This is a genomic window from Methylobacterium sp. Leaf91 (genome assembly GCF_001422815.1).
Classification (GTDB): domain Bacteria; phylum Pseudomonadota; class Alphaproteobacteria; order Rhizobiales; family Beijerinckiaceae; genus Methylobacterium.
On the sequence record NZ_LMMP01000023.1, the window covers coordinates 65595 to 78198 of the forward strand.

Here is a 12604-nt window from a genome sequence, read left to right on the forward strand (position 1 = left end):
TCAGCATCCCTCAGGAAGCTGTTGCATCGCAACCACGCCGCGTGTGTTGAACACGGCCCCTTTGTGGCAGCGACCACCTCGCTGGAGGTCGTGCACTCCGAAAACTCAGATGAACGGCCAAGGTTCAACTACGGCCACGCTTTTTTCGCCTAGAGATCATGACAAGATGTCGCACCGAGGGAACGTATGACGGTGGCCGCTATGCAGCGAGGCTGATCGCGGAGATCAGGCGGCCGTAATCTGCCTCGCCCCGATGGGTAGTACGGCGATAGCTATAGAAGCGCTCCGCGTCCGCGTAGGTGCAGAGGCCCAGGACCGATGCCTTCTCCATACCGGCCTCACCCAGGCGACGGGCGATGAAGCCCGGCAGATCGAACTGGGCATGCCCCTCGCGCGCGCCTTCCGAGAAGTGGACATCGGAACCCGGAACCTCCGCGGAAAAGCGGCTGCGGAAATCGTCCCCGACTTCATAGGCGGATTGAGAGATCGTCGGGCCGAGCACGGCGACGATGTCGCTCCGCTCCGATCCGAGGCGCACCATGGCATCGACGGTGGCGGCGATCACGCCGGTCAGCGCCCCTTTCCATCCCGCATGGGCGGCGCCGACGACACGACCGACCGGATCGGCGAAGAGGATCGGGCCGCAATCGGCCGTGGCGATGCCGAGGGCCAAGTTCGGCACCCGCGTCACCATGGCGTCGGCGCGGGGACGTTCGGCGAAGGCCATCGGGCCTTCGATCACGGCGACCTCGGCCGAATGGACCTGATACAGGCTGACGAGGTGGCTCGCCGGGACCCCGAGATGCTCGGCCATGCGACGGCGGTTCTCGACGACAAGGGACGGCTCGTCATGGGAGCCGAGGCCGCCATTGAGGCTGGCATAGAATCCGTCCGAGACGCCGCCAAGACGGGTGAAGAAGGCGTGCCTGATCCCGGGTTGGCCCGCGAGGCTGGGGGCTTCGATATGCATGCGCCGTGTCCGTCCTTCGGAGAATGTCGGCCACCCTATAGCACCGGCTCCCGCCGGAGAGGGGAGTGGCTTGGCGGCACTGGCGGATTGCGCCCGGTCAGTGCCAGTCGCCGGAGGCCCGATGACGCAGGTTCCATCCCGGGCGATCCACGCCGTGCAAAGACGACGCGGGGATGTCCGTCTCGATGCGAGGGCCTCGGATTTTCCGCGTTTCGGGACAGCTAATTTTCTTTAACTTTTACGGTTCGTTAAGCATGGTTTGATCCAATGCTCCTCACACATGAGGACGCGAGCGATGTCGGAACCAGCCCGTCACAACCAGGCACAGGAAGTAAATGGGCGTCCGGCACCCGGACCCCTGCGGGATTGGCTGGCGGCCATGAAGGCCGCCACCACCGCACAGGAACAGGCGGCGGTCGCGTCGCAGCATGCCGAGCCGCACAGGCCGGCGGCTGACAAGGTCGCGCTGTTCGAGAGGCCGGCCGCGGTCGAGAAGCCCGAGCCGCAGGCTCAGTCCTGGTCGCCCCGGGTCGTCCCGCCGCCCGCTCAAGCCGAACCGGCAGAGGACGACCTCTCGGAACTCATGGCCGAGAATCTCATGCTCAAGGCCAAGCTCCAGGTCGAGGGCGACCGGTACGACCAGCTCCAAGGGGTTCTCGCCCAGGAACTACGCCGCCTGCGCTCCCATGTGGAGAAGGAGATGGCCGAACTTCATGAGTTGCGCGCCGAGCGCGACCGTCTCAGCGAATTGCAGGCCCTTCTGATCGAGGAACTCGACGAGGCGCGCATGCGCTCCGAGAGAGAGGCCGCCGAACTCGCCGAGGCCTGCTCGGACCGCGATCTCTGGATGGCCCGTGCGGAGGCGCTCGCGCAGCCTCTCTTCCAGAAGCGCTGAACGCTCCAACCGCCAACACCCAAACGACGAAGGGCCGCCCCATGAGGGCGGCCCTTCCATTGCCGAACCACTTATCCGTTCGGCCGAACCCGATGAGGGGTCCTCTGACGTGCTAGGCGTGCGCGCCGGAGGCGACGTTCCAGGTCCGGTTAGCCGAGGTAAGCGGCTGATTTAGGCAATGAGACACTGGATCACCTCCTTTCGTTCGTTGCGAGAACCCCAAGGTAGTCACGCATCCGCGGCTTGAAAAGCCCCGATGCGGTGGGCGCGGCGCCTCGCCGCTGGGGGGCTTCGGACCGCCCGCGCATGCTCCGTGAGAGGAACCCTCGAGGGATGCGGCGGATGCCCGCGCGGCGCGATGCCGTTGATGCTAGCGGTTCGAATCACACCGATTGTGATCGCGTCACGATGGAGCCTTTTTACGACACGATTTCCATGGTGGTGAAGGCTTCGTTGCTGGCCATGGGCTTTCGGGCAATGACGTCCATCGACGGCAAAATGGCGAAGGGATCCGGTTTCACGTCGGGCTTCGATTATCTGCGTATCGGCCTGTTGCTCTCCGTGCTCCTCTGGACACTCCTATTCCGTGGCGAATGTCGACGAGCCGGTCGAGATGTTCTGGAGCGGTCCCGCCCGCGCACTTCCCGCTGCCATCCGGAGTTCCACGCGTACTCCCTCAATATCGTCGACTTATCCACGAAACTCTGCCGAGGGGCATCGGCGGCAATCGGCAGAATTGATCTCCTTCTGAACTCGCATTCAGCAATGCGAGCGCCCAATGCTCAGTCTTCCAGACTAGGCTAGAACATCGACCGTACCGCCTTTCAAAGGCATCAGAGAGGCATCGAATTTCAACGTATCTAAAGACTGCGGCATAGTTCGCAGCTTCTCGAGGACGGTGTCTTTTTCCCGGTTCTGGTCGGATCCACTAAAATTCCGGATAAGCGCGTCGCTTGAAGAGAGAGTTTCCTCGTTCCAACCGAGCGCTTCGCGAACAGTGGCGCTAAGCGCCGGATAGAGGGCCCTGACAGCCATAGCCGATGCGCGCGGATTCCCCTCGAAAGGCGCCAAGGTAGCCCACATGCGTCCAGCCAATTCTGCTTTCGCTGTCAGGCTTTCATCATCGCTGAAGCCACCACCTGCTGATACGGCGGCCAGTTCTTCGTCATTCAGAGACGATACGTCGAGGTGGCGGCCGCCATGCGCGGTATCCGCGACAATGTTTGTTCCTTGCGTTACTGCCTTGTCATAATCCGCATCAAGTTTGGCGCGAGCAGATTGCGCGGTCGTCTGAGTTGGCGAGACTGTGCCGACCGACTGATTCGAGCCCTCCGCTTGACTGCTGCGGGCTTGAGGCGACGTCACGGCGGCCTGTTTCGGGTCGGCCACGGCAAAGCCCGTCCGCGTTGCGGAAGAAGAGCTGTATATTGTCGATCCGATCATCGCAGCTTCTCAATAGGGATCACCGGACTACATAAGTGAAATGATGGAGATTAAAAAATTGTTAAAACGATGGAGCGATCATAACAAATGACCGTTATTTAGTTGCGCTACATTTAATTTTGCCAGCGGCGGTTTCCTGCATGTCCACATCCCGCGACAGCTCCTTCAGGAATTGATGGCTCGTCGCTTCCCTGTGCCGAAGACCGGCACGAGGAGCGGGCTAGATCTCCGTCGGCGAGCGGGACGGCGCACAATTCCGATCATGTGGGGACCACGGTCCCGGCTGGCCTTTTCCGCTTATGGTCACCGCCGCCACCGAAGCGTAAGACGGGGCGCTCTTCGCCACGCATCGGCCTATATCCGAACGGATCGGGCGTCGCCGGAGGCGAGACCGATACAGGACAATCGCAGCCCGTCATGCTCTCATCCCTGCCGACCCAGGCAAAGGCCGATACGGCGACGCATTCGGCGACCGACGACGCGGCCCTCGACCCGGACGCCATGCGCCAGCCGCTGCCCGACGCCTTCTACTGCGTCGGCCGCTCCGACACGCTGAAAGCCGGCACCTTGCGGGCGGTCGAACTCAACGGCGAGCAGATCGTGCTCGGCCGCGACAAGGCTGGAGCCGCCTTCGCCATGCGCGACCGCTGCCCGCACCGGGGCATGGCCCTGTCGAAGGGACGCTTCGATGGCGACGCCGTGACCTGCCCGTTCCATGGCTGGCGCTTCGGCACGGACGGACGCTGCCGCGACGTACCGACCCTCTCCTCCGCCGATGCGGCGGATTTTACGCGGATCACGGTCCAGCGCTTCCCCATTCGCGAGAGCGCCGGCTTCGTCTGGGTGAATCCCTTCCTGGGTGCGCCGGGCGGTGACCTGCCGCCCCTGCCGGAGCTCGGCTTCGAGGCGGCGGGCTCCCTCGTGGTCGAACTCGTGGTCGAGGCCTCGTTCGACCTCACCACATTGAGCCTCGTCGACCCCGGCCACGTGGCCTTCGTCCACGATTCCTGGTGGTTCCGGCCGTCGAAGGAATTACGGGAGAAGGTGAAGACGTTCACGCCGACGCCGCACGGCTTCACCATGTCGAGCCATTCCACGACGACGAGTTCGCCGGTCTACAAGTTGCTGGGCGGTGTACCCGAGGTCGAGATCGAGTTTCGCCTGCCGGGCGTGCGGCTGGAGCGGATCGAGGCCGGAGCCAAGCGGGTGGCCAACTACACCTTCGCGACGCCGCTCACGCACAATCGCACCCTGCTGACGAACGCCCTCTATTGGAACATGCCGCTCCTCAACCTGCTGAAGCCGCTTGCGCGGCCGCTCATGCGGCAGTTCCTGACGCAGGACCAGCAGGTGCTCCAGCACGCCCAGGCCGGCCTCGACCGGAAGCCGACCATGGTGCTGTTCGGCCAGAGCGATCTCCCGTCGCAATGGTACTTCCGTCTCAAGCGGGAAGCCCTTCAGGCGGCGCGCGAGACGCGGCCCTTCCGCAACCCGCTGGTTCAGCAGGAATTGCGCTGGCGGTCCTGAAACTTTTCCGTCAGCCGCCCCGTAGCTGCTCCTTTCAGGCCGATGCCTTCTGGAAGGGACGGAACCGTTGCCGCATTACGTCGTTCGCCGCAGCCGCATGGGACGATTCAATTTCACGCTCATCGGCGCGCATGGGCGGATCACCGGCGTGGTCGCCATTCCCACCGAGAACAAGACCCGCGAGGAGGTCGAGGTCGAGGCTCATCGCAAGATCCGCGCGCTCGCCGGTGAACTGGTCGCCGTGATGCCGAAGGAGTGCGAAGCCTGACGAACGCGTCTTGATTGCCCGGCGGCCACCGCCATCTCGGAACGATGAAACGGCAAAGCCTTCTCGCGACCCTGTCCGCGGTCACCGTCATGACGCTAGGCGGCGTCGGCTACGCGGCGCACCGGCGCAGCAAGGGCCGAAACCCCTATTACAACGGCCCCGTCACCGATAATTTCGACGGGCTTCAATTCCACGGCGTCGATCAGCCGCCCGACAAGGTGCTGGGTGACATCCTGCGCTGGAAGCGGGAGCGGGCCGGGATCGCCTGGCCGACGTCGTTTCCGAGCCCCTTCAGCGATACGCCGCCCGAGCGCGTCGACGGGTTGCGCGTCTCGTTCATCGGCCATGCGAGCTACCTGTTTCAGGTCGCGCGCCGCAACATCCTCGTCGATCCGGTTTTCGCCCCCCGCGCCAGCCCGTTTTCCCTGGCGGGTCCGAAGCGGGTCAATCCTCCGGGCATCGCCTTCGACGCTCTTCCGCCCATCGACGTCGTGCTCATCACTCACAACCATTACGACCATCTCGACGGGCCGACCGTGGCGCGGCTCTGGCAAAGCTATCAGCCCCTGATCGTCGCGCCCCTGGGCAATGACAGCATCCTTCGGTCCTACGACGATACGATGCATGTGGAGACGCGTGACTGGGGTCAGTCCATCGATCTCGGCGGCGACCTGAGCGTGCATATGACACCGGCCAACCATTGGTCGGCGCGAGGGCTGAACGACAAGCGCATGGCGCTGTGGTGCTCCTACGTCCTGACCAGCCCGTCCGGTGTCGTCTATCATTCCGGCGATACCGGTCTCGCCGATGGCGCGATCTTCCGCGATGCCCGCGAGCGCTTCGGTCCTCCCCGCCTCGCGACCCTGCCGATCGGGGCTTACGAGCCACGGTGGTTCATGAAAGCCCAGCACATGAACCCGGCCGACGCCGTCGTCGCGGCCGGGTTGCTCGGGGCGGACCAGGTACTCGGGCACCATTGGGGCACGTTCCGCCTCACCGATGAGGGCATCGAACAACCGGTGGAGGCTTTGGCGGCGGCATGCGCGGCGGGCGGAATTCCGCCGGAGCGGTTCGTTGCCCTGCGTCCGGGACAAGTCTGGGAACCTCGGTGAGACGGATAGCGGTTCGGCGCCCGGCAATTCCATAGGGGCGACTATTAACAGCACAATTCATCTCCTTATCTGCCGCGGATCGAGTAGAAATCAGAAATATAATTGTAGATGAAAACTTAGACTGCTTTGTCAAATCAACATAAAGCATTAATAGGCCGATAAACTTATTGTGCTTCAATACAAGCCTCGATCATATTTCTATATTTGGATTGCGGCATGATGGTGTACCTCCGATCATTGACCGGAAAAGTGATACTCCTCACGGCGGCAATGATAATTCTAGTCTCCATGATACTTCTCATGGTCACCAACTGGGAGATCGACCATCAACTCAAGGAAAAGCACGCTGCGGATGGGAACCTTCATCTGCGAACACTGAGTTTAGTGTACCGAGATGCGGTCCCCGGGGCGGAGATCGAATTCGATGGGGATCGGGTAACCTTGGCCAGATCGCCGGACCTCGGCGCATTAGACGATCAATCCATCGTCGACCGCACCGTCGCCTATGTCGGGGGAACCGCCACGGTTTTCACCTACGACCCCGCGGGCGACCGTTTCGTGCGGCGCGTCACGACGGTGAAGAAGGAGAATGGCGAACGAGCCGTGGGCACCGCCCTCGCCGCCGATCACCCGGCGCAGTCACTCATTCGAAGCGGCAAGGCATATTTCGGGCCTGCAACTCTTTTCGGCCGCCGGTATCTCACAGTCTATCAACCGATGCAGGATGCGAAGGGTAGGATCAACGGCATCCTGTTCGTGGGCGTACCCCTCGAAACCTATGACGCCGTCCAGGCGCAGACCCTCTCGACCCTGCGCTGGACGATCCTGTCCGTGGCCGTTCTGGCCTGTCTCGTCCTGGGCTTTGCAGCGTTCCGCATGTTTCGTCCCATTCGCGTGCTCGCGGAGCGGACCTCTCACCTCGTGGCAGGGGATCTCGAGGGTGCGATTCCCTATCGCGACGCACGGGACGAAGTCGGTGCCGTGGCCCGTGCGCTCGAGGCGTTGCGCGAAACCAGCCTGAAGGCGCGTGAACTGCAAGCCGAGCGGATGGCGAGTGCCAAAGACATTGAAGAGCGCCGTGCGGTCATCGATGCGGAGATCGCCCGTTTCCGAGCCCAGGTCGCAAAATCTGTCCGCCTGGTCGGTGCGCAGACGGGCGAGCTTCGGACCCGCGCCGCCGCCATGTCGGACGCGTCTTCGGATGCCACCCGTGCGGTGGAAGGCGCCTCGGCCGGCTCGCGCGAGGCTTCCGCCAACGTGCAGACCGTCGCAAGCGCCGCCGAAGAACTCTCCGCTTCGATCGTGGAGATCGGCGCCCGCCTCGATGTCGCCAAGGGCGAGATCGACGCAGCCTTTAGCGAAGCGTCCGCCACCAACCAGCAGATGGGGCAGCTCGCCGATACCGCGCAACGCATCGGCACCGTCGTGGGTCTCATCCGGGCCATCGCGGAACAGACCAACCTCCTCGCCCTGAACGCCACCATCGAGGCCGCGCGGGCCGGCGAGTCCGGCCGTGGTTTCGCGGTCGTGGCGGCGGAGGTGAAAGCCCTGGCGAGCCAGACCGCGAAGGCGACGGACGAGATCGCCAGTCAGGTCGCATCCGTCCAGACTTCGACGGATCAGGCCGCCCATGCCATCGGTCGCGTGACGGATCGGATGGGTGCGATCAGCGCGATGACCACCGAGCTCGCGACAGCCGTCGCCGCACAAGGCGCGGCGACCGGCGAGATCTCACGCAATGCCGGGAACACCGCCGCCACCTCAGTGGAGATCGCACGCGATCTCGGCACCGTCACGGGGGCAGCCCGCAGCACGGCCACGATGGCCGAAAGTGTCCAGGGCAGCGCCGCCCAGGTGGAAAACGTCGCGGCCGAACTCGAAGCCGAGATCGGACGCTTCCTCACGGCCGTGGCGGCCTGAATCCTCGCCGGGACGAGAACTACAGGATGAACCGGCTGAGATCGGCGTTCGCGGCGAGGCTTTCGACACGCTCGCGAACATAGGCGGCGTCGATCGCCACGGTCTCCCCGGACCGGTCGGTGGCGGTGAAGGAGATGTCGTCGATCACCCGTTCCAGCACGGTCTGGAGCCGGCGCGCGCCGATATTCTCCACCGAATTGTTTACCTCCACGGCGACCCGTGCGAGCGCGTCCACGGCATCGTCCGTGAAATCCAGGGTCACGCCTTCCGTGGCCATCAGCGCCACGGTCTGCTTCAGCAGGCTCGCCTCCGTGGTGGTGAGGATCTGCTTGAAATCCTCTACCGTCAGAGGCTGCAGCTCGACGCGGATCGGCAGGCGCCCCTGTAGCTCGGGCAGAAGATCGGACGGCTTGGAGACGTGGAAAGCGCCGCTGGCGATGAACAGCACGTGGTCGGTCTTCACCGGACCGTGCTTCGTCGCCACCGTGGTTCCCTCGATCAGCGGCAGCAGGTCGCGCTGTACGCCTTCCCGCGAAACATCTGCCGATGAGCGGCCTTCCTTCGCGCAGATCTTGTCGATCTCGTCGAGGAACACGATGCCGTTGTTCTCGACTTCGCGGATCGCCTCCTGCGTCAGCGATTCCGAATCGACCAGCTTGTCGGATTCCTCGGCGAGCAGGGGAGCGTAGGCCTCGCGCACGGTCATACGCCTCGGCTTGCCCTTCTGGCCGCCGAGCGCCTTGCCGAGCATGTCGCCGATATTGACTGCCCCCATGGAGGCTCCGGGCATTCCGGGAATCTCGAACATCGGCAAACCGGTTGGCGATCCGCCCGACAATTCGATCTCGACCTCCTTGTCGTCGAGCTCGCTGGCCCTCAGCTTCTTACGGAAGCTCTCGCGGGTGGCCTGGCCCGATGTCGGTCCGACCAGGGCATCGAGGATGCGCGATTCCGCCGCCGCCTCGGCCTTCGCCTTGACCGAACGACGCTTCTCCTCGCGCTTGAGGCCGATACCGACCTCCACGAGGTCGCGCACGATCTGCTCGACGTCGCGGCCGACATAGCCGACCTCGGTGAATTTCGTCGCCTCGATCTTGAGGAACGGCGCTCCGGCGAGCTTGGCCAGTCGACGGGCGATCTCGGTCTTGCCGCAGCCAGTGGGGCCGATCATCAGGATGTTCTTCGGCGCGACTTCCTCGCGCAATGGCCCCACGAGCTGCTGACGGCGCCAGCGGTTCCGCAAGGCAATAGCGACCGCACGCTTGGCGTCATGCTGGCCGACGATGAACCGGTCGAGTTCCGAGACGATTTCGCGGGGAGAGAAAGTTGTCATCACGCTCCGGTCGAATGCGGCAGTTGAGCTGCCCGAGATGAGGGGAGGGCGCCGAGCCGATCCGTCAGCGAATGATACCTGACGCGGCCTGCAGCGGGCGAGCACCGGGACAGGCCAGCGATGAGACGACACGCCGACCTGTCGGAAGTGCCAGCCCATTCATGCAGGAACGCCGCCGGCCCGGCCAGATGCGGCCAGATGCGGCGAGCCTGCGGCGGGATCGTTGCGGTGGGTCAGGAGAAGCACGCGGTCTTGCACGACCCCGATCTAAGCGTCGGCACCCGCCCTTTCCAGATGGTCGGGCAAGACGGTTCAGGCTGCGCGGATGCCGCCGACGAAATCCTCGACCTCGTTGCCCAGGCTGTTGGATTGCTGCGTCAATTGCTCGGCGGCGGCCAGAACCTGGGACGCGCCGGCCCCGGTCTGAACGGCGGCCAGCTGCACGTCCGCGATCGTTTCGGTGACGGCCTGGGTTCCGCGCGCGGCATCGTTGACGCTCCGGGCGATCTCCTGCGTGGCCACTTGCTGCTGCTCCACCGCCGCCGCGACACCCATCGCGATCGTATGGACGGTGCCGATGGTGGAGCCGATCTCCTCGATGGCGCCCACCGTGTCGCGGGTCGCCTCCTGGATCGTGGCGATCTGAACCGTGATCTCGTCCGTCGCCTTCGCAGTCTGGGCGGCGAGCCCTTTCACCTCGGCTGCGACCACGGCGAAGCCGCGACCGGCCTCACCGGCGCGAGCAGCCTCGATGGTGGCGTTCAGGGCGAGCAGGTTGGTCTGGCTGGCGATGTTGGAGATCAAGGCGACCACGTCGCCGATGCGGGACGCGCTGTCGGCGAGGACGCGGACACGCTCCGAAGTTCGGCGCGCGCTCTCCACCGCGCCGGCGGCGGCGGCAGACGTCTGGGACACTTGCGCGCCGATCTCGTTGGCCGTCGCCGCGAGTTCCTCGGTCGCCGCCGCGACGGCCTGAACGTTCATGGCGGTCTCGTTTGCCGCGTTCATCACGGCGGTGGATTGCCGGTTGGTCTGGTCGGCGGTGGCGGCCATGGTGCGGGCGGTGAGTTCCATCTCGGCGGCCGAGCCGGCCAGGGTGCCCACCATCTGGCCGACGCTTCCCTGGAAGCGATCCGCCAGGGCGCCCATCTCGGCATGGCGACGTCGGCCCGCGATACCGTCGGCCTCGTTCTGTTGGATCCGCAGCGCCGCTGCCTCTTTCATCGTTGCCGAGAAGACCCGCATGCTGGTCCAGATCTCGCCGATCTCGTCGCGTCGGGCCTTCGTCTCGGGAAGGGTGAGATCACCCTCGGACAGGCGGCGGATCGCGGCGGAGACGCCGGCCAGGGGCCGGGCGATCGCCCGCGCTCCGACGAAGCCGCCGATGAGAAGACTGCCCAGGGTTCCGCCGATCGCCAAGGCCAGGAGCAGGTTCAGGCGCTCGGCGTAGAGCGTGTCCGTCCAGCGGTCGATAGCCTCGACCTCGGCCGAGCTATGCGCCACGAGCGTCTCGATACTGTCCTGGAAAGCCTGACGGTTGGCGCGGTTGGCCTCGTTGAAGCCCTGTTCGGCGGCGGCCTTCGGCGAAACCTGCGTGCCGAGACGTGCGGTTTCCGTACGCAGAGTGGTGAAGCCGGCGGCTTCGGCGGTGATCTTCTCGAAGAGCGCCCGCTCGCTCACGGGCACTTTCGGAGCCCATGCGGTCAGGAGAGCGTTCATCGCCTCGAGGTTCTTCTTCAGCCGGGCCGCGTATTTCTCGGCATCCTGCGTATCCTTGGCCGCGTAGATGCCGCGCGACTCGACCACGACGCTGGTGACGAGCCGGTTCATGTTCGCGGCATCGAGGGCCCGCTGGGAGGCGAGTTTCGCATCCGTGAGCGCAGTGTTGAAGGTCTGGAGCGACATGATGCTAATCGTGGCGACGACGAGCGTCACCATCGAGCAGAGACCGACGAAACCTAGAATTTTAGCTTTGATGCGCATCGCCGTCGGCCAGCTTTCCAGAAAAGACAGCCGATAGCGCTAGGGGAACATCCGCAAGTTTACGTTAATCGGAGCTGCAATCTGGCACTAAGATGCAGAAAACTCCAGTTGCTCGATGACGAGATTGCCGTTCGTGTAGACGCAGATTTCCGCCGCGATGCCGAGTGCTCGCCGGACGATCGCCTCTGCATCGTGCTCGCCATCTTCCAGGGCGCGGGCAGCGGCGAGGGCATAATTTCCCCCCGATCCGATCGCCATGACGCCGCCTTCCGGCTCGAGCACGTCGCCCGCGCCCGACAGAAGCAGGCTCACATCCTTGTCCGCCACCAACATCATCGCTTCGAGACGACGCAGGTAGCGGTCGGTGCGCCAATCCTTCGTGAGTTCGACGCAGGCGCGGGTCAGTTGACCGGGATACTGATCGAGCTTGGCTTCGAGCCGCTCGAACAGGGTGAAGGCATCGGCCGTTGCCCCGGCGAATCCGCCGATGACGGAGCCTTTGGCGAGGCGGCGCACCTTGCGGGCATTGCCCTTCACGATGGTCTGGCCGAGGCTGACCTGCCCGTCGCCGCCGATCACCACCTTGCCGCCCTTGCGGACCATCAGGATCGTGGTGGCGTGCATTTGCGGCGGGCCGCCGGATGCGGAATGGGACAAGGCTGACTCCGGTCTGGTTCTGACCGGTGTCAGGTAGTCTTTCGGAACGCGGACTCCAACCTCCGCCGGAGCGTTACCGCGCTATTCCGGGTAGCGTTGGAAGGCCGGCAGGGTCTCGAACCGAGCGAACCACGAGGCGGCCTCGGCGATCTGAATCCTGACCTGGGGCGGCAGCGCCTCGGGATCGTCCAGGGTCGCGGTATGGATGTCGATCTGGCCAGGAAAGACCGCCTCGTTACGATAGAACAGCCCCGTGCCGCAGGTGCCGCAGAACTGCCGGATAACGCCGGGCGAGGATTCGTAATCGGTCGGGTGACCCGCGATCGTCACCCGCTCGGCCGGGAACAGGGCAAAGGCCACCACCGGAGCACCGGACGAGCGCCGGCAATCGGCGCAATGACACAGGGCGCTATGGCTCGGCTCGCCCTCGGCGCTGTAATGGATCGCTCCGCAGCGGCACCGTCCCGTCAAGACCATGTGAGTTCCCCCTTCGTTC

The 12604-nt window shown here is 64.5% G+C and carries 12 protein-coding genes; 6 read left to right on the forward strand and 6 right to left on the reverse strand.

From position 1 onward, the window contains the following. Window positions 1–199: 199 nt before the first annotated feature. The gene (pgeF, locus tag ASF32_RS14985) at window positions 200–970 is read right to left on the reverse strand and encodes a peptidoglycan editing factor PgeF (protein ID WP_056429816.1); all 771 of its coding nucleotides are present in this window, start codon (window positions 968–970) and stop codon (window positions 200–202) included. Between the two features lie 295 nt (window positions 971–1265). Here pgeF and ASF32_RS14990 point away from each other — a divergent pair, with 295 nt between their 5' ends. Beyond that, the gene (locus tag ASF32_RS14990) at window positions 1266–1865 is read left to right on the forward strand and encodes a hypothetical protein (RefSeq protein WP_244478089.1); all 600 of its coding nucleotides are present in this window, start codon (window positions 1266–1268) and stop codon (window positions 1863–1865) included. Between the two features lie 342 nt (window positions 1866–2207). Continuing rightward, complete coding sequence (locus tag ASF32_RS25440; protein ID WP_156467840.1) at window positions 2208–2669, forward strand: hypothetical protein; 462 nt, start codon at window positions 2208–2210, stop codon at window positions 2667–2669. On the opposite strand, the gene ASF32_RS25445 is transcribed toward ASF32_RS25440, so the two are convergent. Beyond that, complete coding sequence (locus tag ASF32_RS25445) at window positions 2661–3308, reverse strand: hypothetical protein (protein WP_156467841.1); 648 nt, start codon at window positions 3306–3308, stop codon at window positions 2661–2663. The genes ASF32_RS25440 and ASF32_RS25445 overlap by 9 nt on opposite strands. Window positions 3309–3725: 417 nt before the next feature. Between ASF32_RS25445 and ASF32_RS15000 the strand changes: the two genes are divergently transcribed. The 4 genes from ASF32_RS15000 (at window position 3726) to ASF32_RS15010 (ending at window position 8135) form a co-directional block, all read left to right on the forward strand. After that, on the forward strand, window positions 3726–4835 hold the full coding sequence (locus tag ASF32_RS15000) for an aromatic ring-hydroxylating dioxygenase subunit alpha (RefSeq protein WP_082470373.1): 1110 nt from the start codon (window positions 3726–3728) through the stop codon (window positions 4833–4835). Window positions 4836–4932: 97 nt separating this feature from the next. Next, window positions 4933–5103, forward strand: a complete 171-nt coding sequence (locus ASF32_RS25970) for a hypothetical protein (RefSeq protein ID WP_200919138.1) — start codon at window positions 4933–4935, stop codon at window positions 5101–5103. 44 nt (window positions 5104–5147) lie between these two features. Beyond that, entirely contained in the window at window positions 5148–6215 is a 1068-nt protein-coding gene (locus ASF32_RS15005; RefSeq protein WP_056430476.1) for an MBL fold metallo-hydrolase, read from the forward strand. 441 nt (window positions 6216–6656) lie between these two features. Continuing rightward, a complete protein-coding gene (locus tag ASF32_RS15010) occupies window positions 6657–8135 on the forward strand; it encodes a methyl-accepting chemotaxis protein (RefSeq protein ID WP_244478090.1) in 1479 nt (492 codons plus the stop codon). A 19-nt stretch (window positions 8136–8154) separates the two neighbouring features. Here the strand turns inward: ASF32_RS15010 and hslU are convergent, their stop codons facing one another. The 4 genes from hslU to ASF32_RS15030 form a co-directional block, all read right to left on the reverse strand. Then, entirely contained in the window at window positions 8155–9468 is a 1314-nt protein-coding gene (hslU, locus tag ASF32_RS15015; protein ID WP_056429829.1) for an ATP-dependent protease ATPase subunit HslU, read from the reverse strand. Between the two features lie 312 nt (window positions 9469–9780). After that, window positions 9781–11451: a HAMP domain-containing methyl-accepting chemotaxis protein gene (locus ASF32_RS15020; RefSeq protein WP_056429834.1), complete on the reverse strand. Its 1671-nt coding sequence runs from the start codon at window positions 11449–11451 to the stop codon at window positions 9781–9783. A gap of 87 nt (window positions 11452–11538) precedes the next feature. Continuing rightward, complete coding sequence (gene hslV, locus ASF32_RS15025; protein WP_056429836.1) at window positions 11539–12075, reverse strand: ATP-dependent protease subunit HslV; 537 nt, start codon at window positions 12073–12075, stop codon at window positions 11539–11541. A 114-nt stretch (window positions 12076–12189) separates the two neighbouring features. Continuing rightward, entirely contained in the window at window positions 12190–12585 is a 396-nt protein-coding gene (locus ASF32_RS15030) for a GFA family protein (RefSeq protein WP_056429839.1), read from the reverse strand. Between the last annotated feature and the right edge of the window lie 19 nt (window positions 12586–12604).

Bases quoted from the DNA above. Each gene is read 5' to 3' on its own strand.
- ASF32_RS15000 (WP_082470373.1), top strand. From the start codon at position 3,726: ATGCTCTCATCCCTGCCGACCCAGGCAAAGGCCGATACGGCGACGCAT.
- ASF32_RS25970 (WP_200919138.1), top strand. From the start codon at position 4,933: ATGGGACGATTCAATTTCACGCTCATCGGCGCGCATGGGCGGATCACC.
- ASF32_RS14990 (WP_244478089.1), top strand. From the start codon at position 1,266: ATGTCGGAACCAGCCCGTCACAACCAGGCACAGGAAGTAAATGGGCGT.
- pgeF (WP_056429816.1), bottom strand. From the start codon at position 970: ATGCATATCGAAGCCCCCAGCCTCGCGGGCCAACCCGGGATCAGGCAC.
- ASF32_RS25440 (WP_156467840.1), top strand. From the start codon at position 2,208: ATGCCCGCGCGGCGCGATGCCGTTGATGCTAGCGGTTCGAATCACACC.
- hslV (WP_056429836.1), bottom strand. From the start codon at position 12,075: ATGCACGCCACCACGATCCTGATGGTCCGCAAGGGCGGCAAGGTGGTG.
- ASF32_RS25445 (WP_156467841.1), bottom strand. From the start codon at position 3,308: ATGATCGGATCGACAATATACAGCTCTTCTTCCGCAACGCGGACGGGC.
- ASF32_RS15005 (WP_056430476.1), top strand. From the start codon at position 5,148: ATGAAACGGCAAAGCCTTCTCGCGACCCTGTCCGCGGTCACCGTCATG.
- ASF32_RS15030 (WP_056429839.1), bottom strand. From the start codon at position 12,585: ATGGTCTTGACGGGACGGTGCCGCTGCGGAGCGATCCATTACAGCGCC.
- hslU (WP_056429829.1), bottom strand. From the start codon at position 9,468: ATGACAACTTTCTCTCCCCGCGAAATCGTCTCGGAACTCGACCGGTTC.
- ASF32_RS15020 (WP_056429834.1), bottom strand. From the start codon at position 11,451: ATGCGCATCAAAGCTAAAATTCTAGGTTTCGTCGGTCTCTGCTCGATG.